The 20971-nt window shown below is 61.4% G+C and carries 20 protein-coding genes and 1 tRNA gene; 12 read left to right on the forward strand and 9 right to left on the reverse strand.

The features are described from left to right. Positions 1-25: 25 nt before the first annotated feature. Entirely contained in the window at positions 26-1372 is a 1347-nt protein-coding gene (locus K3F44_RS01690; RefSeq protein WP_220633227.1) for an APC family permease, read from the reverse strand. A 527-nt stretch (positions 1373-1899) separates the two neighbouring features. Here K3F44_RS01690 and K3F44_RS01695 point away from each other — a divergent pair. Then, entirely contained in the window at positions 1900-3417 is a 1518-nt protein-coding gene (locus K3F44_RS01695) for a YdgA family protein (RefSeq protein ID WP_220633228.1), read from the forward strand. A 248-nt stretch (positions 3418-3665) separates the two neighbouring features. Beyond that, positions 3666-4724, forward strand: a complete 1059-nt coding sequence (nadA, locus tag K3F44_RS01700; RefSeq protein WP_220633229.1) for a quinolinate synthase NadA — start codon at positions 3666-3668, stop codon at positions 4722-4724. A 48-nt stretch (positions 4725-4772) separates the two neighbouring features. Here nadA and K3F44_RS01705 read toward each other — a convergent pair whose 3' ends face one another. Next, on the reverse strand, positions 4773-6206 hold the full coding sequence (locus K3F44_RS01705) for a M48 family metalloprotease (RefSeq protein ID WP_101317440.1): 1434 nt from the start codon (positions 6204-6206) through the stop codon (positions 4773-4775). A gap of 121 nt (positions 6207-6327) precedes the next feature. Between K3F44_RS01705 and K3F44_RS01710 the strand changes: the two genes are divergently transcribed. Together K3F44_RS01710 and K3F44_RS01715 are read left to right on the forward strand one after the other, a co-directional pair. Beyond that, positions 6328-6567 carry a sulfurtransferase TusA family protein gene (locus K3F44_RS01710; RefSeq protein WP_150571996.1) on the forward strand — a complete coding sequence of 80 codons (240 nt, stop codon included), beginning with the start codon at positions 6328-6330 and terminating at the stop codon, positions 6565-6567. A gap of 22 nt (positions 6568-6589) precedes the next feature. After that, complete coding sequence (locus tag K3F44_RS01715) at positions 6590-7660, forward strand: AI-2E family transporter (RefSeq protein WP_101317444.1); 1071 nt, start codon at positions 6590-6592, stop codon at positions 7658-7660. A gap of 121 nt (positions 7661-7781) precedes the next feature. Here the strand turns inward: K3F44_RS01715 and K3F44_RS01720 are convergent, their stop codons facing one another. Together K3F44_RS01720 and K3F44_RS01725 are read right to left on the reverse strand one after the other, a co-directional pair. Next, entirely contained in the window at positions 7782-8255 is a 474-nt protein-coding gene (locus tag K3F44_RS01720) for a peroxiredoxin (RefSeq protein WP_101317446.1), read from the reverse strand. 10 nt (positions 8256-8265) lie between these two features. Next, the gene (locus K3F44_RS01725; protein ID WP_101317448.1) at positions 8266-8826 is read right to left on the reverse strand and encodes a glycine cleavage system protein R; all 561 of its coding nucleotides are present in this window, start codon (positions 8824-8826) and stop codon (positions 8266-8268) included. A 260-nt stretch (positions 8827-9086) separates the two neighbouring features. Between K3F44_RS01725 and dapA the strand changes: the two genes are divergently transcribed. The 7 genes from dapA (at position 9087) to mqo (ending at position 15529) form a co-directional block, all read left to right on the forward strand. Then, positions 9087-9965, forward strand: coding sequence for a 4-hydroxy-tetrahydrodipicolinate synthase (dapA, locus tag K3F44_RS01730; protein WP_101317450.1), 879 nt, complete (start codon positions 9087-9089; stop codon positions 9963-9965). A 17-nt stretch (positions 9966-9982) separates the two neighbouring features. After that, positions 9983-11098 carry an outer membrane protein assembly factor BamC gene (bamC, locus tag K3F44_RS01735; protein ID WP_101317452.1) on the forward strand — a complete coding sequence of 372 codons (1116 nt, stop codon included), beginning with the start codon at positions 9983-9985 and terminating at the stop codon, positions 11096-11098. After that, entirely contained in the window at positions 11099-11857 is a 759-nt protein-coding gene (locus K3F44_RS01740) for an MBL fold metallo-hydrolase (RefSeq protein WP_101317454.1), read from the forward strand. Positions 11858-11886: 29 nt separating this feature from the next. Beyond that, positions 11887-12597: a phosphoribosylaminoimidazolesuccinocarboxamide synthase gene (purC, locus tag K3F44_RS01745; protein WP_101317456.1), complete on the forward strand. Its 711-nt coding sequence runs from the start codon at positions 11887-11889 to the stop codon at positions 12595-12597. 92 nt (positions 12598-12689) lie between these two features. Continuing rightward, positions 12690-12779 (forward strand) — tRNA-Ser (locus K3F44_RS01750). Positions 12780-13351: 572 nt separating this feature from the next. Next, positions 13352-13543: a DUF4223 family protein gene (locus K3F44_RS01755; RefSeq protein ID WP_101317458.1), complete on the forward strand. Its 192-nt coding sequence runs from the start codon at positions 13352-13354 to the stop codon at positions 13541-13543. Between the two features lie 348 nt (positions 13544-13891). Continuing rightward, positions 13892-15529: a malate dehydrogenase (quinone) gene (mqo, locus tag K3F44_RS01760; RefSeq protein WP_220633230.1), complete on the forward strand. Its 1638-nt coding sequence runs from the start codon at positions 13892-13894 to the stop codon at positions 15527-15529. Positions 15530-15846: 317 nt separating this feature from the next. Here the strand turns inward: mqo and K3F44_RS01765 are convergent, their stop codons facing one another. Beyond that, positions 15847-16182: a helix-turn-helix transcriptional regulator gene (locus K3F44_RS01765; protein WP_101317462.1), complete on the reverse strand. Its 336-nt coding sequence runs from the start codon at positions 16180-16182 to the stop codon at positions 15847-15849. A 50-nt stretch (positions 16183-16232) separates the two neighbouring features. Between K3F44_RS01765 and xenA the strand changes: the two genes are divergently transcribed. Further along, complete coding sequence (gene xenA, locus K3F44_RS01770; RefSeq protein ID WP_150571477.1) at positions 16233-17324, forward strand: xenobiotic reductase XenA; 1092 nt, start codon at positions 16233-16235, stop codon at positions 17322-17324. A gap of 97 nt (positions 17325-17421) precedes the next feature. On the opposite strand, the gene K3F44_RS01775 is transcribed toward xenA, so the two are convergent. From K3F44_RS01775 to K3F44_RS01790, 4 genes are all read right to left on the reverse strand, one after another. After that, positions 17422-18306, reverse strand: coding sequence for a LysR family transcriptional regulator (locus K3F44_RS01775; protein WP_220633231.1), 885 nt, complete (start codon positions 18304-18306; stop codon positions 17422-17424). 81 nt (positions 18307-18387) lie between these two features. Then, complete coding sequence (locus tag K3F44_RS01780; protein WP_186697780.1) at positions 18388-19287, reverse strand: bestrophin family protein; 900 nt, start codon at positions 19285-19287, stop codon at positions 18388-18390. A 21-nt stretch (positions 19288-19308) separates the two neighbouring features. Then, a complete protein-coding gene (moaA, locus tag K3F44_RS01785; protein ID WP_103436467.1) occupies positions 19309-20313 on the reverse strand; it encodes a GTP 3',8-cyclase MoaA in 1005 nt (334 codons plus the stop codon). A 147-nt stretch (positions 20314-20460) separates the two neighbouring features. Continuing rightward, positions 20461-20919 carry an Lrp/AsnC family transcriptional regulator gene (locus K3F44_RS01790; RefSeq protein ID WP_101317474.1) on the reverse strand — a complete coding sequence of 153 codons (459 nt, stop codon included), beginning with the start codon at positions 20917-20919 and terminating at the stop codon, positions 20461-20463. Positions 20920-20971: the final 52 nt, after the last annotated feature.

Below are 20971 nucleotides of genomic sequence, written 5' to 3' on the forward strand. Positions count from 1 at the left end.
ATCAAGCGGGCGTCGGTGGGGAGGCTCAGTCAGCGATACAGTTGGGCGGTGCGATGCGAAACGCCTTGGTCAGCCAGCCGAGGTAGATCAGCCCGGCCAGCGCCCAGGCGCCGCCAAACAGCAGCGAGTGCTGGTTGAGGTCCAGCCACAGCGAGACGATGATGCAAAAGCCAATGGTCGGCAGCACCAGGTACTTGAAGGTCTGGGCCAGGCTCTTGCGACCCTTCTCGCGCAGGTAGCAGTGGTTGATCACCGCCAGATTGACGAAGCTGAAGGCAACCAATGCGCCAAAGTTGATTACCGAGGTAGCTGTGACCAGATCAAAGAAGATCGCCGACAACGCCACCAGTCCCACCACGGCAATGTTCAGCACCGGCGTCTTGTACCGAGGATGCAGACGGGCGAACACCCGAGTCGGGATCACCCCGTCGCGGCCCATCACATACAGCAGCCGTGAAACACTGGTCTGCGAGGCCAGGCCAGAGGCGATGGTGTTGATCACCGTGCAGGCGATGAACACCGACTGGAACAACTTGCCACCGACATACAAGGCGATCTCCGGCAACGCCGCTTCCTGGTCATGGAAGCGCTGCATGGTCGGGAAATAGGCCTGGATAAAGTAGGACACTAGAATGAACACCACACCGCCGATCAAGGCGGTGAGGAAGATCGCCCGCGGAATGGTCTTGCCCGGATCGCGAGTTTCCTCCGACAGGCAGGTCACCGCATCGAAACCCAAGAATGAGAAGCACAGAATGGTCGCACCGGCGGCCAGCGCGCTGAACTGCACCTGTGGGTCGACAAACGGGATCAGGCTCCAGGCCGTGCCCAGGCCCTCGCCATGCTCAAGGCCACGTGCGCAGAGATAGATGAACACGCTGATGATCGACACCTGCACGGCCACGAACAGGGCATTGAAGTGGGCCACCAGGTTGACGCTACGCATGTTGACCAGGCTGATCAGGGTGACGAAGCCGGCCACCCAGATCCACTGTGGCACCTCCGGGAACATCGCCGACAGGTACAGCTTGGCCAGCAGGGCGTTGACCATCGGCAGCAGCAGGTAATCCAGCAGCGACGACCAGCCGACCAGAAAGCCCACGTGCGGATTGATCGCCCGCTGGGTGTAGGTGTAGGCCGAGCCCGACTGCGGAAAACGCCGTACCAGCGTGCCGTAGCTCACCGCGGTGAACAGCACGCCCAGCAGCGCCAGGATGTAGGCACTGGGCACATGCCCGGCAGTAATCCCGGAAACGATGCCAAAGGTGTCGAAGACGGTCATCGGCGTCAGGTAAGCCAGACCGATGATCACCACATGCCACAGGCGCAGCGATTTGCGGAACTGGCCGCCGGTGCTTGGTTCAGGCTGCATGCGCGCGATGCTCCTGAGCCTGAACGGTGGGCGAGTAGGCGGGCGGGCACAGCCAAGTCGTGCGGATGAGCTCCATGTTGTTCACCTTTTATGTCGGAGCGAGGGCGGGCGCATGCGAGGCGCCGGTGGCATGGCTGACAGTGCCGCAGCGAAGTTCAAGGCGCGCAGAGTCCCTTGTGGGGCGAGTAGGCGCGCTGCGGTTGTTCTTCGTTGTTAGGCGCTGAAGCAAGGTGGTTAAAATAAAAAACGATGCGGGGTAGGGTGTCAAGTTAAACATGACAGGATGTAACGGAGATCGAGCTTTTATCGGGTTTTTGCCGCTTATGCCCCGAGGTAAGTGCGAATTTTCATTCAAAGACAGATTTTAATGTCCGTAAAAATTTACGATCGCTGATTGCCAAACACATCCTCAGCAAATTTTTGCCCACTGAGCCCGGCGCATCCGACAGGCGTCAGTGGTACCCTTCGTGCCCAGCGCGACGGTGTCGCACCCAGTCCCCCCTTATGGAAAGCAATCGGTTCAATTCATGAAGAAATCAGTAGGCATCCTCTCCGGCCTGGCCGTCGCCATCGCCATCGCAGCCACCGCTGGCGCCTGGTACACCGGCAAGCAACTGCCCGCCGAGTTGCAGGCTTCGGTCACCCGTGCCAACGAAGAACTGCTCAAGGCCACTGCTGGTACCGGCGGCAGCATGAGCCTGGAACTGACCTCGCTGGAGCAGCACCTGTTCAGCAGCACCGCGCACTACCGGCTCAAGGCCAAGGATGTGTGGCTGGGCGAAGGCCAGGCGCTGAACTTCGATGTCGGCATCACTGATCAGCTTGAGCACGGGCCATTCCCGTGGTCGCGGGTCAAGGCGCTGAAACTGATGCCGGTGATGGTCTCGAGCAACAGCGTGCTCGACAAGGACGAAGCCACAGCCAAGTGGTACAGCGCTGCGGGCGAGCAATCGCCGATCACCGCCAATGTCGATGTCGGTTATGGCGGTCACATCGACAGCGATGTTCGCCTGGCGCCGATCAAGCTCAATGAGGTAGACGGCAACAGCGTTGACTTCTCCGGCATGCAGGTGCTGCTCAGCGGCGACCGTGAAGGCAAGGCTGTGAAGATTCACGCCAACGCTGATCGTCTGCAGATGAAACTGGTGGGTGCAGACCATCCGCCAGCGACCTTCACCCTGGACAAGTTCAAGGTAGGCGGCAACCTGGCCAGCACCGACCACGACATGGTCTATGTCGGCAACGTCGATGTCCTGCTTGGCCAACTGGAGGCTGTGCTTGGGCCAAAGCAGGAAGTGATGTTGCTCAAGGACCTGGAGCAAACCAACCTGTACACCGCCGAAGGAACTGACAAGATCGGTGCGCGAATCGCGTACAAGGTTGGCGACATCAACTACGCCAACCGTGCCGTCGGCAGCGGCAAGATGGTCGTGACCATGAACTCGGTCGACGTGCCGGCCCTGCAGTCACTGGCCGAGTGGTACCAGACCAAGCTGCCTGAAGTGCAGGCCATGCAAGCGGCCACTGCCGCTGGCGAGCCAATGCCGTCGTTCAACATGAGCGAGGAAGAGAAGGTCAAGGTTCAGGCAGACCTGCGGAAGATGCTTGCCGCCAAACCAAAGCTGGCCCTGGAGGAGTTGTCGTTCAAGACTGCCAACGGCCAGAGTCACTTCAAGCTGGCGCTGGACTTCGCCGCGCCGAGCTCGTTCGACCTGCCGCCTGATCAACTGGCCAAGCAACTGATCAGCCAGCTCAAGGGCGAGCTGCTGGTGTCCAAGCCGATGGTCGGCGACCTGACCGCATTGCAGGCGCTGCTCGAAGGCCAGACCGACCCTCAGGCGATCGCTCAGCAGTCCAGTCAGGCCGGTGAAATGCTCGGCATGATGGCGCTGCAGGGCGGCATGGCCACGGTCAAGGGCGACGACGTCGTGTCCAACCTGCACTACGCCGATGGCATGGTCGACTTCAACGGCAAGAAAATGACCGTTGAAGAGTTCGTCATGAGCCTGGCTGCACTCATGGCGGCGCCGTGGCCGCAGGGCTGACCGTGTGAAGGCGGGGCCAGGCAACTGCAAGCACTTGCGCGCAATCAGGTCAGCTACGCCGGCCTGATTGGCACGCGCAGAAATCGCTTTTGCAATGACCTGATTGTCTGTAGCCTTCGGCGCGATAATAATCCGCGCCCGCAGAAGGCCGTGATGGCCTGTCTGGCCATCCGGCGTCATTAGCCTGACTGCCAGGGCTCGGTGATACTCTTGACTGACGCGCACGCGCGCCCGCAGGTCCAGCGATCATGACCCAGATTTCCGAACGGCTGTTGGTTCAAGCTCACCTTGACGCCAAGCAATCCCATCCCCTGACGCCCGCGCAGGAGGCCGAATACCGTGCGGCCATCGCTGCCGAGCTCAAGGCCCAGAATGCTGTGCTGGTTGCGCACTTCTACTGTGACCCGGTAATCCAGGCCTTGGCCGAAGAAACTGGCGGCTGTGTTTCCGACTCGCTGGAAATGGCCCGCTTCGGCAAGAACCACTCGGCCGACACCGTGATTGTCGCCGGCGTGCGCTTCATGGGCGAAACGGCAAAAATCCTCACCCCGGAAAAACGCATCCTGATGCCAACCCTGGAAGCGACCTGCTCGCTCGACCTGGGTTGTCCGGTAGAAGAGTTTTCGGCGTTTTGTGACAAGCATCCCGAACGAACCGTGGTGGTGTATGCCAACACGTCGGCTGCGGTCAAGGCGCGTGCCGACTGGGTGGTGACCTCCAGTTGCGCGCTGGAAATCGTCGAAACCCTGATGGATAACGGCGAAAAAATCATCTGGGGGCCGGACCAGCACCTGGGCCGCTATATCCAGAAGAAGACCGGCGCCGACATGCTGCTGTGGGACGGTGCCTGCATCGTCCATGAGGAGTTCAAGTCGCGCCAGCTCGCCGACATGAAAGCGCTGTATCCGGATGCGGCGATTCTGGTCCACCCGGAGTCGCCTGAATCGGTGATCGACCTGGCCGATGCGGTAGGCTCGACCAGCCAGCTGATCAAGGCGGCGCAGACACTGCCGAACAAGACCTTCATTGTCGCCACCGACAGCGGCATCTTCTACAAGATGCAGCAGCTGTGCCCGGACAAGGTCTTCGTGGCCGCGCCTACCGCGGGCAATGGCGCTGCCTGCCGCAGCTGTGCGCATTGCCCGTGGATGGCGATGAATACCCTCGAGCGCACCCTCGACTGCCTGCGCACCGGCAGCAACGAGATCCTGGTCGACCCGGCCTTGATCCCGCGCGCGATCAAACCGCTCAACCGCATGCTCGACTTCACTCAGGCGGCCCGCCTGAAGTTGTCCGGCAACGCCTGATCCGCAGCTTGGGCGACGCCGGGCAAACCGGCGCCGCCTGCACGCTGCTTAGCGCATCATGTCCTTGACCATCCGCTGCTGCTCGAGAATCTGCCGCTGACGGGCGTCGATCTGCGACGCCAGCGGGAAGTTGCTGCCCGCGCGGCGTTTGGCGAAGTCGAGCTGCTGCACTGCCTGGTCAAAATCACCGACCAGCGTGAAGTACTCGGCGCGTGCCCGATGCAGGCCAATGGTATTGCCCGACAGCCCGCGCACTTCAGCCACTTCGTACCAGACGTCCGGGTCGTCCGGGCGCTTCTTGACCAGGTCATCCAGCACTTTCTCTGCCTCAGCCGGCTTGCCCTGCTTGATCAACAAGTCGGCGCGCGCCTGCTGCAGCGGATAATTGTTCGGATACAGGCTGCGTAGCCGCTCGACCCGCTGCTGCGCGTCGGCCAGGCGATTGTTGGTGATTTCCAGGTCGATCTGCGCCAGGTTGTAGGTGATGTCGTTGGGCGCCTTGGCCAGCAGTTGCTTGAGGTTGTCCCGCGCTTCGTTGAGGCTGCCGCCCTTGATCTGCGCCAAGGCAAGGCCGTAGCGGGCAGCATCCAGCTTGGGATCATCTGCGAGTTGATCGCGGAAGCGCTTGGCCGCAAGCCCCGGCGTGCCTTCGTAGGTCAAGGCGACGCGGGCGCGAATCAGCTGATAGCGCAGGCTGTCCTCGACGCCGCCCTTGGGCATCTGTTCGGCGCGGTTGCGGGTGTCGGCGATACGCGACTCGGTCACCGGGTGAGTCAGGAGAAACTCCGGCGGCTTGGCGCCGTAGCGGTACTGCCGGGCGAGGCGCTCGAACATGCTCGGCATGGTGCGTGGGTCGAAGCCGGCTTTTTCCAGGTTCTGGATGCCGATGCGGTCGGCTTCCTGCTCGTTCTGCCGCGAAAAGCGCCGCTGCTCCTGAATCGCCGCTGCCTGGGTGCCGGCAATCAGGCCAATACCGGCATCGCCGCCACCACCGGCTGCCAGTACGATGCCGGCCAGCAGTGCGGCCATCATCGGCACCTGCATGCGCTGCTGAGCTTCTATCCCTCGGGCAAAGTGGCGTTGCGACAAGTGGGCCAGTTCGTGGGCCAGTACCGAGGCGTATTCACCTTCAGTCTGGGCATTGAGGAACAGCCCGCCGTTGACCCCGACAATCCCCCCGGGAGCCGCGAAGGCGTTCAGCTCGCGGCTGTCGATAAGCACAAATTCCAACCGGCGGTCCTGCAGCTGGCTGGTCTCGGCCAGGCGATAGACGCTGGTTTCGACGTAGTCCTTGAGCTGCGGATCATTGAGCTGGCGCACTTGCCCGCGCAGCAGGCTGAGCCAGGCGCGGCCGAGTTCATGTTCTTGCTGCGGGGAAACGATTGCAGAACTGGCATCGCCCAGCGACGGCAGGTCATCGGCATGCCCGGGCAGGGCCATCAGGCAGGCCAGCGTCAGCAGGGTAGGGCGCAGTAGATTCATGCACGAAACTCGCGTCGGATCAAAGACCCGTACTGTAGCCCGCTCACACCTTGGCGACCAGTGGCGGTATCCTACCAGGCTTGTCTGCCATGCACCGTTGCCACCGCCAGGAGCCCCTTGGATGATCGATACCCTGACCTGCGACGCCGAACTCGACGCCAGCGGGCTTAACTGCCCATTGCCGCTGCTCAAGGCAAAAATGCAGCTTAACCAGATGGCAGCGGGCGCAGTGCTCAAGGTGATTTCCACCGACGCCGGCTCGCAGCGCGACTTCAGCACTTTCGCCCGTTTGTCCGGTCATAGCCTGCTGCAACAAAGCGCCGAAGCCGGCGTGTATACCTACTGGCTGCGCAAGGCCTGAGTTTTCCGCCCAAGGATCGTCAATGTTCAAAGTGCTTCGTGACTGGATGCAGCGCTACTTCTCCGATGAAGAAGCCGTAGTCCTGACAGTCCTGCTGGTTCTGGCCTTTACTGCCGTGCTCACCCTCGGCGGCATGCTCGCGCCGGTGCTGGCGGGGATGGTCCTGGCGTATCTGATGCAGGGCCTGGTCAACGCCCTGGAGCGGATGCGGGTGCCCAGTGGTGTTGCCGTGGGCGTGGTGTTCGCCTTGTTCATCGGCGCGCTGGGGGTATTTCTGCTGGTGCTGGTGCCGCTGCTCTGGCACCAGTTGATCACCCTGTTGAACGAGCTGCCGGGAATGCTCGGTAAATGGCAGTCGCTGCTGTTGCTGCTGCCTGAGCGCTATCCGCACCTGGTCTCTGACGAGCAGGTGCTGCGCGCCATCGAATCGGTGCGCGGTGAGATTGGCAAGTTTGGCCAATGGGCGCTGACCTTCTCGCTGTCGAGCCTGCCGCTGCTGGTCAGCGCCATGATCTACCTGGTGCTGGTGCCGATTCTGGTGTTCTTCTTTCTCAAGGACCGCGAGTTGATCGGGCGCTGGGTCAGCGGCTACTTGCCGCGTGAACGCAGGCTGCTGACCCGGGTCGGTGACGAGATGAACCGGCAGATCGCCAATTACATTCGCGGCAAGGGCATCGAGATTCTGATCTGCGGGATCGCCACCTACATCGCCTTCATCAGCCTGGGGCTCAACTACGCCGCGCTGCTGGCGCTGTTGGTCGGGCTGTCGGTGGTGGTGCCGTACGTGGGGGCGGTGGTGGTCACCGTGCCGGTCACCTTGATCGCGCTGTTCCAGTGGGGCTGGGGCGATCAGTTCATCTACCTGATGGCGGTATACGCGATCATTCAGGCGCTGGACGGCAACGTGCTAGTGCCGCTGCTGTTCTCTGAGGCGGTCAGCCTGCATCCAGTCGCGATCATCTGCGCGGTGCTGCTGTTTGGCGGGCTGTGGGGCTTCTGGGGGATCTTCTTCGCCATCCCGCTGGCGACCCTGTTCAAGGCCGTGCTGGATGCCTGGCCCAGGCAAGAGCCGGCTGTAGCACCGTTGCTGTAAGAACTGGGGCCGCTTTGCGACCCTTCGCGGGTAAACCCGCTCCCACAGGTTTAGTCGGCGCTGCAGACCCTTGTGGGAGCGGGTTTACCCGCGAAGGGTCGCAGAGCGGCCCCATACAGTTTCAGGCCTGATTCAATGCCTGCGCCGCTGCAAGCACGGCATCGACATGTCCTGGCACTTTCACGCCGCGCCATTCCTGACGCAGAACACCGTCCTTGTCGATCAGGAAGGTGCTGCGGTCAACACCCATGTATTCCTTGCCGTAGAGCTTCTTCAGCTTGATCACGTCGAACAGCTGGCAGAGCGCCTCGTCCTTGTCGCTGATCAGCTCGAAGGTGAAGCCTTGCTTGGCCTTGAAGTTCTCGTGCGACTTCAAACCGTCACGCGAGACGCCGAACACCACGGTGTTTGCCGCGGCAAACGCGTCGAGTTGATCGCGAAAGCCCTGGCCTTGAGTGGTGCAGCCGGGGGTGCTGTCCTTGGGGTAGAAATACAGCACCACCTGCTTGCCCTTGAGCTCAGCCAGGCTGACGCTCTGGCCGCTGGTGGCCTGGGCCTGGAAGTCGGCGACAGGTTGATCGAGGGTTACCGCCATGTGAGGCTCCTTACACCGGGTTTTGAGGGCGCCATGGTTCGATCAGGGCATCCAGGTTGAGTGCATCGGCAAAGTCCAGGAACTGATCGCGCAGCCAGCTGATCTGGGTGCCAGCCGGCAACACCACGGTGAACTGGGCGTTGAGCATGCTGCTGCCGGTCTGCGGCGCCAGGTAGGTATCGCAGGTCATGGCTTCGAGCTCGACGTTGTGGTCGAGGAAGAACTGGCACAGCTCGTTGATGATGTCCGGGCGATAGGCGGCGCTGACATAGGCCACATAAGGCAGGGCCTGCGGGCGCACTTCCTGATCGGCGCTGCGCACCACATCAAGGGTCAGGCCGTGCTTCTTGCCCAGGCCCGGCAGGGTGGCTTCAAGGCGGGCAAGGGCATCCCAGCTGCCACCGACTTGCAACACCAAGGCGCTGGTTTCGCCGTGGCGCGACAGGCGCGAGGTGACTACCGCGCAACGATTGTCGACGGCGGCGCGGCTGAGAACGTTGGCCAGCTCCATGGGATTGGGGCCCAGGGCACTGATGACAAGGAATTGTTCGCGGACTGTGGGGGTGGACATGCAGCATTCCTAAAACGATGAGCGGTCGGTGCAGGACCTGGGACAGCCTCCGTTACAGCAAGGTTCTGAGCCGATTGCAGCGGCTGTAGACACCCGCGGGAGGCACTGTCGACGGCCCGGCGGGCCGCTCTGCACTGATCAAAGGATCAAGGGTAGCGAAAAGCAGCGCCGAGGGGAATGCTCCGCCCGCCAGCTTTGCTTGTGCAAGGCCGATGGCGCCAGTACCATTACCGCTCTCTTTTTCCGGCAGGAGCAGTTACATGATTGCGGGCAGTATGGTGGCACTGGTCACTCCCATGGATGCACAAGGGCGTCTGGACTGGGACAGCCTCGGCAAGCTTGTAGACTTCCACCTGGAAAAAGGCACTCATGCGATCGTCGCCGTCGGTACCACCGGCGAGTCGGCCACCCTCGATGTCGAAGAGCACATCCAGGTCATCGAATTTGTAGTCAAGCGTGTCAACGGCCGTATTCCGGTTATCGCCGGCACCGGTGCCAACTCCACCTCCGAAGCCGTGCACCTGACCCAGAACGCCAAGAACGCCGGTGCCGACGCCTGCCTGCTGGTGGTGCCGTACTACAACAAGCCGACCCAGGAAGGCCTGTATCAGCACTTCAAGCTGATCGCCGAGTCGGTCGACATCCCGCAGATTCTGTACAACGTGCCCGGCCGCACCTCCTGCGACATGCAGGCCGAGACCGTGATCCGCCTGTCCACCGTGCCGAACATCATCGGTATCAAGGAAGCCACCGGCGACCTGGTCCGGGCCAAGGCCATCCTCGATGGCGTCAGCAGCGACTTCATCGTGCTGTCGGGTGATGATCCGACCGCGGTCGAGCTGATCCTGCTCGGCGGCAAGGGCAATATCTCCGTTACCGCCAACGTCGCCCCGCGCGAAATGGCCGATCTGTGCGAGGCCGCACTGGCCGGCGATGCCGACAAGGCCCGCGCAATCAACGAACAACTGATGCCGCTGCACAAAGACCTGTTCTGCGAAGCCAACCCGATTCCGGTGAAGTGGGCGCTCGTGGAAATGGGCCTGATGCACAAAGGCATTCGCCTGCCACTGACCTGGCTGAGCGAGAACTGTCACGAAAAAGTCCGTACTGCCTTGAGCAAGTCCGGCGTACTGGTTTAATCGAGGAAGTACACCGCATGAAGCGATTGGCTGGTCTATCCGCCCTTGCCCTGATCATTTCCAGCACCAGCGGCTGCGGCTGGCTGTGGGGCGACGAGGGTTATTTCCGCGACCGCGGTAGCGATTACCTGCAGGCGCAACCGACCGCGCCGATGCAGCTGCCGGCAGACGTGGCCAACGTCAAACGCCTCGATCCGCTGTTGCCGATCCCGCGTAACGTTGCCGACGACACCGCTACTGGCGAATACGAAGTGCCGCGTCCGCAGCCGCTGTCGGCTGCTGCCGACATCAGCGACTTTACCCTGCAGCGCAGCGGTAACAGCCGTTGGGTGCTGGCCCAGCGTTCGCCTGCCGAAGTCTGGCCGGTGGCGCATCAGTTCTTTGAAGACAACGGCTTCCGCATCGCTGAAGAGCGTCCGCAGACCGGCGAATTCACCACCACCTGGCAGCGCTTCGACGAACTGTCGGCTTCGCTTGGCCAGCGCCTGGCCAGCTCGGCCAGCAGCGCCGAGAGTGAAGTACGTGTTCGCGTACGCATGGAGCCCGGCGTGCAGCGCAACACCTCCGAGGTGTTCGTGGTCAGCGTCGAGCGTCCGGCTGGCAGCACTGCCCAGACCGATTTCCCGAGCAACTCGACCAACACCGGCGTCGATGCGCTGCTGGTCGACGAGATGCTCGCCAGCATGAACCGCAGCGCCGAGAAGGGCGGTTCGGTTTCGCTGCTGGCTGAGCGCGACTTCGATGCCCCAAGCCGGGTCAGCCTGAGCGAAGACGGCAGCGGCAACCCGGTGCTCAACGTCGGTTCCGACCTCGACCGCGCCTGGTCTGGTGTCGGCCGTGCGCTGGAGCAGGGCGAATGGCGCGTTGAAGACATCAACCGCAGCCTGGGCCTGTACTACATCAACTTGTCCGAGAAACCCGAAGACAAGAACAACCAGCCCGGCTTCTTCAGCCGCCTGTTCGGCAGCGAGCCGACCCAGGAAGAGCGTGAAGAGCGCGCCGAGCGTTATCAGGTACGCCTGAGCAAGGTTGGCGAGAGCGTGCAGGTAACGGTCGAGAAAAACATCAACACCGTCGCCCCGGCCGATGTCGCCCGCCGCGTGCTGAGCGCCATTCAGGACCGTTTGGGTTAAGTGCGCTTCGCAGTACTTGGAAGCGGCAGCCAGGGCAACGGCACGCTGATCGCCAGTGGTGATACGTACATCCTGGTCGATTGCGGGTTTTCCCTGCGGGAAACCGAGCGGCGCCTGGCGCTGCTCGGGGTCTCGCCAGCACAGCTGAGCGCGGTGCTGGTCACCCACGAACATGCCGACCACGTGCATGGCGTGGGTTTGCTGTCGCGGCGCTACAATGTACCGGTCTACCTCAGCCAGGGCACCTTGCGCGGCTTGCGCAAGCCGGTCGAGGTCGCCGGTTTTCTCGGTTGTGGTGACAGCATCAGCATCGGCGCGCTGCAGGTCAGCGCGGCGCGGGTCGAGCACGACGCCCATGAGCCGCTGCAGTACGTGCTTAGCGATGGTCGCCGGCGCTTCGGCATGCTCACCGACCTGGGCTGCTACGACGCTCGGCTGCTGGAGCGCTATCAGGGTCTGGATGCCCTGCTGATCGAAGCCAACCATTGCCGCGACTTGCTTGCCCGCGGTCACTACCCGCACTTCCTGAAGTTGCGCGTAGGCGGCAGCCAAGGACATTTGAACAACCACCAGGCCGCCAACCTGGTGGCCGAGCTGGGCTGGCAGCACCTGCAACACCTGGTGCTGGCGCATCTCAGCAGCAAGAACAACCTGCCACAGCTGGCCCGTCAGTGCTTTGTCGACGCCCTTGGGTGCGACCCGGACTGGCTGCAAGTGGCGAATCAGGAACATGGGCTCGACTGGCGCGAAATCGCCTAGCCCACCAACTCAAGCAAGCGGAGCCCATCATGGAAAAACGCGACGAACTTTACCGCGGCAAGGCCAAATCGGTTTACAAGACCGATGACGCCGACCGCTTGATCCTGCTGTTTCGCAACGATACCTCGGCGTTCGACGGCAAGCGCATCGAACAGCTCGACCGCAAAGGCACGGTGAACAACAAGTTCAACGCCTTCATCATGCAAAAGCTTGAAGAAGCCGGCATCCCGACTCAGTTCGACAAGCTGCTGGGCGACAACGAGTGCCTGGTGAAGAAGCTCGACATGATCCCGGTCGAATGCGTCGTGCGTAACTACGCCGCCGGCAGCCTGGTCAAGCGTCTGGGTGTGGAAGAGGGCATCAAGCTCGAACCATCGACCTTCGAACTGTTCCTCAAGAACGACGAGAAGGGCGACCCGTTCATCAACGAATCCCACGTTGTGGCTTTCGGCTGGGGCACCGCCGAGCAGCTGGTCGAGATGAAAAAGCTGTCGCTCAAGGTCAACGAAGTGCTGAGCAAGCTGTTCGATGACGCCGGCCTGCTGCTGGTCGACTTCAAGCTCGAGTTCGGCGTATTCCACGGCCAGATCGTCCTCGGCGACGAGTTCAGCCCGGACGGCTGCCGCCTGTGGGACAAAGAAACCCGCAAGAAGATGGACAAGGACCGCTTCCGCCAGGGTCTGGGCGACGTGATCGAAGCCTACGAAGAAGTTGCCAAGCGTCTGGGCGTGCCGCTGTAAGGCCCGCTGTGACGCAAGCGTTTGATACCACGCGAATTTTTTTCAGATAAAGGTTTGCCTTTTACGAAATCGCTGGTATGATGCGCGCCATTGGAGAGATGCCGGAGTGGTCGAACGGGACGGATTCGAAATCCGTTGTACTGGCAACAGTACCTAGGGTTCAAATCCCTATCTCTCCGCCATACATCGAAAAGCCCCGCAGATGAAAGTCAGCGGGGCTTTTTATTTTTGCGTTATCTGAAATGTGCGCAGGCATGGTGTTACCGTACTTCCTGATTTCATTTTCATAAGTGGTGTGAGAAGACCTTCGCTAATGAGCTCTACTTGCTCTCATGCACCAAACTAATATGCCGCGTATGCGTGACTTGAATCAGTAAATTTAGTTGCTTTTTTACTTGCATGAAAATCGCCGTTTGAACCACTGGCTTCCCCCCGTTGCATAAAAGACCGCGGTCATCTCTGCTGATGCTGGTCGGCACCGGCCGCTGCGCCGTCAACGGCTGGGCAGGTTCAAGATTACGGTTCGGAAAGGGATTACAAGAAATGCAAGCTCTGTGAGTTCGACATGTTGAGAGGTTTTGTTGGTGTGAAGAGTAGCGTCAGAAGCCTTATATTTTTTCGTTGGCTCGCCAGATCTATCGCTCAAGCATTACTAAGCTCACTAACACGGTATTTGACTTGGATCCAATGCGCAGAAACTGTATGATCCCGCCGCCGTCAGTACGATGGCGCATGATCATTTAAAGGACTTAGTATGAAAAAGCTGTTCAAAGCTACCGTCGCTGTAGCCGTCGTATCGGGTGTTGCGCTGCTGTCGGGTTGCACCGGCCAGGTCTACAACCAGCAAAAGAATTGCTCTTACGACTACCTGTTCCACCCTTCGGTTTCGGTCTCCAAGATCATTGGCGGTTGCGGCCCGATCGACAAGCTGCCACAGCAGCAGTAATTCCAGATCGTTGATGGGGCCGTTCGCGGCCCCGTCCAAGACCCTCGGCCATCCACGTGGCCGGGGGTTTTTGTTGTCTGGCGTTTACTCGGGCCACGGCCGCCCCGCGACATCCGGCCACTGAGACATCCCGTCACCTTGCCTGCCACTTGCGAATTTGTTTGTGCTGGCATTTCGGTTACAATCGGAAAAACGTTTCAGCCCTGGCCGGTCAATTCGACCTTAGGCTGGCGTCCCTGTTTCTCAAGCTGCTGACTCCAATGATCAATAAAAAGCGCGCGCTGAAGGACATGGATAAACGAGGCCCTGCCTAGGCCTTCCTTACGTGCTATCGATTGGAATTGATCAATGTTCAAGAAAGCTGGCAAGACCCTGCTGGGTCTGGCTGTCGCGGCGAGCCTGATGCAGGCGCACGCCGATGAAGCGAAGAAAGTAGACGTGCTGCTGGTTGGCGGCGGCATCATGAGTTCGACCTTGGCGGTCTGGCTCAATGAGCTGGAGCCGAGCTGGTCGATGGAGATGGTCGAGCGCCTGGATGGCGTCGCTGAAGAAAGCTCCAACGGCTGGAACAACGCCGGTACCGGTCACTCTGCGCTGGCCGAGCTGAACTACACGCCAATGGATAAAGACGGCACCGTCAATATCTCCAAGGCCATCGAGATCAACGAATCGTTCCAGATGTCCCGCCAGTTCTGGTCGTGGCAGGTCCGTCAGGGCGTGTTGAACAACCCGCGTTCGTTCATCAACACCACGCCGCACATGAGCTTCGTGTGGGGCGACGACAACATCAAGTTCCTCAAGAAGCGTTACGACGCGCTGCAGGCCAGCCCGCTGTTCCGTCCGATGCAGTACTCGGAAGACAACGCGCAGATCGCCAAGTGGGTCCCGCTGATGATGGAAGGGCGTGATCCTTCGCAGAAGCTGGCCGTGACCTGGACGCCGATCGGCACCGACGTCAACTTCGGCGAGATCACTCGTCAGTTCGTCAAGCACCTGCAAACCCGGGAAAACTTCGACCTGAAGCTGTCCACCGAAGTGCAGGACATCACGCGTAACGAAGACGGCTCGTGGCACGTTGAGTACAAAAACCTCAAGGACGGCAGCAAGTCGGCCACCGATGCCAAGTTCCTGTTCATCGGAGCTGGCGGCGGCGCGCTGAAGCTGCTGCAGAAGTCGGGCATCCCGGAAGCCAAGGAATACGCAGGCTTCCCGGTCGGCGGCTCGTTCCTGGTGACCGAGAACCCTACCGTGGCCATGCAGCATATGGCCAAGGCCTACGGCATCGCCTCCACCGGCGCGCCACCCATGTCGGTGCCGCACCTGGACACCCGCGTGCTGGATGGCAAGCGCGTGATTCTGTTTGGCCCATTCGCCACCTTCTCGACCAAGTTCCTCAAGAACGGTTCGTACCTCGACCTGCTGAGCAGCACCACGCTGCACAACGTCTGGCCGATGACCAAGGTAGGTGTTGATCAGTATCCGCTGGTCGAGTACCTCGCTGGCCAGCTGATGCTGTCTGACGATGATCGCTTCGCGGCGCTGCAGACCTACTTCCCGAACGCCAAGAAAGAAGACTGGCGCCTGTGGCAAGCTGGTCAGCGCGTGCAGATCATCAAGCGTGACGAAGAAAAAGGCGGCGTACTCAAGCTGGGTACCGAAGTCGTGACCTCGCAGGACCGCAGCATTGCCGGCCTGCTGGGCGCTTCGCCAGGCGCTTCGACTGCGGCACCGATCATGCTCACCGTGCTCGAAACCGTGTTCAAGGAAAAGGTCGCAACGCCTGAGTGGCAAGCCAAGCTGCACGAAATCGTGCCAAGCTACGGCACCAAGCTGAACGATTCGGCTGCTGCTGTGCAGAAAGAGTGGAACTACACCGCTGAAGTGCTGCAACTGGAAAAACCACCGGTTATCGATCAGAGCGTTGGCACTGATACAACCGTGAGCAAGCCAGTTGAAAGCAACCCTGCGAGCGACATGGCGCTGTAATCAGGCTTTAGCTGCGCGGTAACCATTTGCCGCTACGGCAACCAGCCCATAAAAAACCACGAGGTGCTGCCTCGTGGTTTTTTTTTGCCTGCGGTTTGCGGTTCAGGCTTGAACTGAATTTGAGTCATGCGGAGTACCTTGTCTGGTGTCTGAATTCAAACCTGTGCGGTCGGCAGATCTGCGGCTTGCCACCAAGGCCCCGCTGGACGGCGCATGCTGTGCCTTGTGATCAGTAGAGAAGGGCGCTTCGAACGGCGTTCATTACGCCTGCTGCGCGAGCCGATGGGCTGCGCAGGGGGAGAGGATGCGGCGGTTACTCAGCGCTGGCGCAGGATGCACTCGAGCAGGCCGGGGAAGCGGCTGTCGAGCATTTCGCTGCGCAGCGAATTCATGTGCGTGGTGCCGACATTGCGCGTCTGCACCAGGCCCGCATCACGCAGCACGCGAAAATGATGAGACATGCTCGACTTGGGCCGGCCGCCATCCAGCTCGCCGCAAGTGGCTTCGGTGACACCCGCCAAATGGCGCACGATGGCCATGCGCACGGGGTCGCTCAAGGCGTACAGCACGCGTTCGAGGATGAGGTCTTCACAGCTTGGATGTTTGTAGGCTCGCATGGTCGACATGATAACGGGGCTTTCATTAATTGCCATAGTTCGATTATGATCGAACTATCGTATACCCAACCTGCTGGAGCTGGCTCATGTCTGCATTGTTCGAACCCTACACCCTCAAAGACGTCACCTTGCGCAACCGCATTGCCATTCCACCGATGTGCCAGTACATGGCCGAAGACGGCATGATCAACAACTGGCACCACGTGCATCTGGCAGGAATGGCCCGCGGCGGCGCCGGCTTGCTGGTGGTCGAAGCCACTGCAGTATCGCCAGAAGGACGCATCACCCCAGGCTGCGCCGGGATCTGGAGCGACGCCCACGCCGAAGCGTTCGTACCGGTGGTGAAGGCGATCAAGGCGGCCGGTTCCGTACCCGGCATCCAGATCGCCCACGCCGGGCGCAAGGCCAGCGCCAATCGCCCATGGGAAGGTGACGACCATATCGCCGCTGACGACGCCCGCGGCTGGGACACCCTGGCACCGTCGGCAATTGCCTTTGGCGCCAACCTGCCGAAAGTGCCAAAGGCCATGACCCTGGACGACATCGCTCGGGTCAAACAAGACTTTGTCGATGCTGCGCGCCGCGCCCGTGACGCCGGTTTCGAGTGGATCGAGCTGCACTTCGCCCACGGCTACCTCGGCCAAAGCTTCTTCTCCGAGCACTCCAACCAGCGTACCGATGCTTACGGCGGCAGCTTCGAAAACCGCAGCCGCTTCCTCCTCGAAACGCTGGCGGCCGTGCGTGAAGTCTGGCCTGAGCATCTGCCGCTGACCGCCCGCTTCGGTGTGCTGGAATATGATGGCCGCGACGAGCAGACCCTGGTCGAGTCGATCGAACTGGCCCGTCAGTTCAAGGCCGGTGGCCTCGACCTGTTGAGCGTCAGCGTTGGTTTCACCATCCCCGACACCAACATCCCGTGGGGTCCGGCCTTCATGGGCCCGATTGCCGAGCGCGTGCGCCGCGAAGCAGGCCTGCCGGTGACTTCGGCATGGGGCTTCGGCACGCCGCAGCTGGCTGAAGGCGCGCTGCAAGCGGGTCAGCTGGATCTGGTTTCGGTAGGCCGTGCGCACCTGGCTGACCCACACTGGGCCTACTTCGCCGCCAAAGAGTTGGGCGTGGACAAAGCCTCGTGGACCCTGCCAGCGCCGTATGCGCATTGGCTGGAGCGCTATCGTTAAGGCTCGCCCTAACGCCAGCCAGCACCGTTAACCACGCGGGGCAAGTCCGAGCAGCACAGCGCTGCGAGACTGGCCCCGCGTTTTTTGTGGCTAGCAGTTACTGGTCAAACACTATCCGTGCCTGGTTAAAGCACTGCTCGGCAATCGCCGACCTCGGCTCGCTGCGGCGCAGCAGCAGGCCGACCGGGCTGAGCACGCTGGCCTCGGTGATGGGGGTGATGCGCATGTGTTCGCTCAAATCCTCCAGCCCGCAGTTGAGCGGCATCACTGCGCAGCACATGCCGCTGGTGATGGCCTGGATCAGCTGGAAGGTCGAGTCGCTTTCCAGCACTGCCAGTGGCGCAAGGCCGCGGCTGCGAAAGCTCAGGTCCAGCGACTGGCGGTAATGCATGCCCTTGCTGAGCAGCCCCAACGGCAGATCCCCCAGCTCATCCCAGGCCAGCTCGCTTTGCTCGAACTGATAATGGCGGGTGTCGTGCAGCAGGCCCATGGTGGTGGTGCCCAGTTCGATCACGTCGAAAAAGCTTGAGTTGACCTGATCCAGATAGCAGATCCCCAGGTCGAGCTGATTGCGGCTGAGGCCATCGACAATCTGCTCGGAGGTACTCGAGCTGAGCTGAAACTGCAGCTCGGGAAACTTCTCCCGCAGCGGCACCAGCAGCGCCATTGGATTGAAACTGGCCAACGGCACGCTGCCCAGGCGCAGGCTACCGACCACTTGGCCGCGGCAGCTGGCCGCTTCGGCCTGGAGGCCGTCATGTGCGGCCAGCAGTGTCCGCGCCCAAGCCAGAATGCGTTCGCCGGCCTCGGTGAAACCCTCGAAGCGCTGGCCACGTTCGACCAGCACCAGGTCAAGTTCTTCTTCCAGATTACGCAGGCGCATCGACAAGGTCGGCTGGGTGATATGGCACAGCGCAGCGGCCTGACCGAAGTGCCGGGTCTGGTCCAGGGCGATAAGAAACTTGAGCTGCTTGATGTCCATGGGGCGGCCTGCGCAATCGGAATGCGTTGACCTTAACCAAGTTGAGCGGGGCTAGCCATTGTTTAGTCGCCGCCGCCCGGTTCAGCTGAGCACGTGATCGACCGGCATCAGCGCCGGCGGCAATGGCTCGTGGCCAAGCGCCGCAAGCACGTCGCGCTCCAGGGTGCGCACCAGTGAGTCGGTGGGCAGGTCGTTTTCGTCGCGGCCGAACGGATCTTCCAGCTCGTTGCCGATCGCATCCAGGCCAAAGAACGTGTAGCTGACGATGGTGGTGAACAGCGGCGCCAGCCAGCCCAAAGGTTCTGCCAGGGCGAACGGTAGCAGCAGGCAGAAGATATAGATGGTCCGGTGCAACAGCAGGGTGTAAGGGAAGGGTAGCGGCGTGCCCTTGATCCGTTCACAGGTCGCCTGCACTTCGGCCAGGCCAACCAGACGCTGTTCGAGCAGGGTGTAGCGCCATTCGCTGATCTGTTGCGTCTGCGCCAGCTCCGAGCAGCGCTGGCCGATGTTACGCAGGATGCCGTCGCAGACGTTGTGCGGGCTTAGTGAATGCGCCGGGTTCAGCCACGGCTGCGCCGCGCCGAGGGCATCCTCACCGCGCAATCCAGCGTTCAAAGCATGGGCAAAGCCGCACAGGCTGCGCAGTAACTCGCGGCGCAGCTCGGGGTCGGCAATCGCCACGCTCTCGCGCACGAACGAGCGCACCTCGATGAGCATCCGCCCCCAGGCCTTACGGCCCTCCCACCAGCGGTCATAACAGGCCGTGTTGCGAAAACTCATGAAGATCGACAGCGACAGGCCGAGCAAGGTGAAGGGCGTGGCGCTGACCGGCGAGAACATCTCTGGATAATGCCGCTCGACCAGCACGATCAACGCCGCCAGCAAGGTAACCAGCAGGCAGCGCCAGGCAATGCGCTTGACGATCGAGCCTTTCAGGGTGAACAGCACACGCAGCACATCGGGCCGGGAATGGACGATCATGGGGATCCAGAGGCGGTTGGGTCAGCCGCCAGTCATGTTCATGAAGCGCAGGATCTGCACCTCGCCGCCTACTTCGAAGTGGTGGCGGTAAGGCTTGAGCTGCACCGCTTCGCGGATGGCATGCTCGAGGCGCTCGGCGTCGCCTGGGTGCGCACGCAGCACCTGTTTCAGGTCCAGCGAATGCTCGTTGCCCAGGCACAGCAGCAAGCGGCCCTCGACGGTCAGGCGGACACGGTTGCAGGTGGCGCAGAAGTTGTGGCTGTGCGGCGAGATGAAGCCGACCCGCGTCTGCGCTGCCTCGGCCAAGCGCCAGTAGCGCGCCGGGCCCTGCGATGATTCGGCAGATTCGATCAGGCTGAAGTGCGCCGCGAGGCGGTCGCGCACATCATCGCTGGAATAGAACGACTCGCCGCGCTGATGCTCGCTGATCACGCCCAGCGGCATCTCTTCGATGAAGGTGATGTCCAGCTCACGGTCGATGGCAAAGCGCACCAGATCGACCAGTTCGTCATCGTTGCGACCCTTGAGCACCACGCAGTTGAGCTTGATCCGCTTGAAGCCGGCGCGGCGCGCGGCGTCGATGCCGGCGATGACCTGGGCCAGATCGCCGGTGCGGGTCAGCTGGCGAAAGCGCTCCGGGTCGAGGCTGTCGAGGCTGATATTGAGGCGGCTGAGGCCGGCGTCGAACAGCGGCTGCGCCAGCCGGTCGAGCTGCGAGCCGTTACTGGTCATGCACAGTTCACGCAGGCCGGGCAGGGCGGCAATGCGCCGACATAGGTCGACGATGCCCTGGCGCACCAGTGGCTCGCCGCCGGTCAGGCGGATCTTGCGCGTGCCGAGGGCGACGAAGCGTTCGGCTACCTGATACAGCTCTTCAAGGCTGAGAATCTGCTGGCGCGGCAAGAACTGCATGTCTTCGGCCATGCAATAGACACAACGAAAATCACAGCGGTCGGTGACCGACATCCGCAGGTAGTCGATTTTTCGGTTGTAGCCGTCGATCAGGGCCTGGCCGTTGGGTTCCACAATCGCGCTCGCGTCTAAGGAGGGTCGGCCGGTTGGCCGCAGGGCAGTGAGTCCAAGCTATAACCTGTACCCGACGCCGTCAAATTGCTTTGTCCACTCGGTTGATCGGCGCGCTCTATCAGCCGTTCAAACCAATTGATCGACGCATCAGCGATGCACCGGATAGGCCGTGGTGTACTTCATCTGTTCCATGGCAAAGCTGGAGGTGATGTTAGACAGGCCATCGGTGCGGGTGATCAGCTTCTTGTAGAAGCGGTCGTAGGCGGCAATATCGCTGACCACCACCCGCAGCATGTAATCCCAATCGCCAGACATGCGGTAGAACTCCATGACCTCCTCGAAGCCGCTGACAGTGGCGGCAAATTGCTCGAGCCAGGCATTGTCGTGGCGCTGGGTCTTGAGCTGGACGAACACGGTCAGACCCAGGCCCAGGCGTTGCGGATCAAGCAGTGCGACGCGGCCGAGAATGTAGCCATCATCCTGCAGGCGCTTGACCCGCTTCCAGCATGGGGTGGTGGTGAGGTTGACCGCTTCGGCCAGCTCCTTGAGCGAGGTGGAGGCGTCGCGTTGGAGCAGGGTGAGGATGTGCTGGTCGAAACTGTCCATGCCGGTGCGTCGCCTTGCCGAGAAAAATATGCTCCAGACTAGCCGTTAACGA

Source organism: Pseudomonas sp. S07E 245, from assembly GCF_019599025.1.
Classification (GTDB): Bacteria; Pseudomonadota; Gammaproteobacteria; order Pseudomonadales; family Pseudomonadaceae; genus Aquipseudomonas; species Aquipseudomonas shirazensis.

What these genes read in the sequence shown, in the direction of transcription:
- K3F44_RS01690 (WP_220633227.1), bottom strand. Translation starts at nt 1,372, where the DNA reads ATGCAGCCTGAACCAAGCACCGGCGGCCAGTTCCGCAAATCGCTGCGC.
- K3F44_RS01695 (WP_220633228.1), top strand. Translation starts at nt 1,900, where the DNA reads ATGAAGAAATCAGTAGGCATCCTCTCCGGCCTGGCCGTCGCCATCGCC.
- nadA (WP_220633229.1), top strand. Translation starts at nt 3,666, where the DNA reads ATGACCCAGATTTCCGAACGGCTGTTGGTTCAAGCTCACCTTGACGCC.
- K3F44_RS01705 (WP_101317440.1), bottom strand. Translation starts at nt 6,206, where the DNA reads ATGAATCTACTGCGCCCTACCCTGCTGACGCTGGCCTGCCTGATGGCC.
- K3F44_RS01710 (WP_150571996.1), top strand. Translation starts at nt 6,328, where the DNA reads ATGATCGATACCCTGACCTGCGACGCCGAACTCGACGCCAGCGGGCTT.
- K3F44_RS01715 (WP_101317444.1), top strand. Translation starts at nt 6,590, where the DNA reads ATGTTCAAAGTGCTTCGTGACTGGATGCAGCGCTACTTCTCCGATGAA.
- K3F44_RS01720 (WP_101317446.1), bottom strand. Translation starts at nt 8,255, where the DNA reads ATGGCGGTAACCCTCGATCAACCTGTCGCCGACTTCCAGGCCCAGGCC.
- K3F44_RS01725 (WP_101317448.1), bottom strand. Translation starts at nt 8,826, where the DNA reads ATGTCCACCCCCACAGTCCGCGAACAATTCCTTGTCATCAGTGCCCTG.
- dapA (WP_101317450.1), top strand. Translation starts at nt 9,087, where the DNA reads ATGATTGCGGGCAGTATGGTGGCACTGGTCACTCCCATGGATGCACAA.
- bamC (WP_101317452.1), top strand. Translation starts at nt 9,983, where the DNA reads ATGAAGCGATTGGCTGGTCTATCCGCCCTTGCCCTGATCATTTCCAGC.
- purC (WP_101317456.1), top strand. Translation starts at nt 11,887, where the DNA reads ATGGAAAAACGCGACGAACTTTACCGCGGCAAGGCCAAATCGGTTTAC.
- K3F44_RS01755 (WP_101317458.1), top strand. Translation starts at nt 13,352, where the DNA reads ATGAAAAAGCTGTTCAAAGCTACCGTCGCTGTAGCCGTCGTATCGGGT.
- mqo (WP_220633230.1), top strand. Translation starts at nt 13,892, where the DNA reads ATGTTCAAGAAAGCTGGCAAGACCCTGCTGGGTCTGGCTGTCGCGGCG.
- K3F44_RS01765 (WP_101317462.1), bottom strand. Translation starts at nt 16,182, where the DNA reads ATGGCAATTAATGAAAGCCCCGTTATCATGTCGACCATGCGAGCCTAC.
- xenA (WP_150571477.1), top strand. Translation starts at nt 16,233, where the DNA reads ATGTCTGCATTGTTCGAACCCTACACCCTCAAAGACGTCACCTTGCGC.
- K3F44_RS01775 (WP_220633231.1), bottom strand. Translation starts at nt 18,306, where the DNA reads ATGGACATCAAGCAGCTCAAGTTTCTTATCGCCCTGGACCAGACCCGG.
- K3F44_RS01780 (WP_186697780.1), bottom strand. Translation starts at nt 19,287, where the DNA reads ATGATCGTCCATTCCCGGCCCGATGTGCTGCGTGTGCTGTTCACCCTG.
- K3F44_RS01790 (WP_101317474.1), bottom strand. Translation starts at nt 20,919, where the DNA reads ATGGACAGTTTCGACCAGCACATCCTCACCCTGCTCCAACGCGACGCC.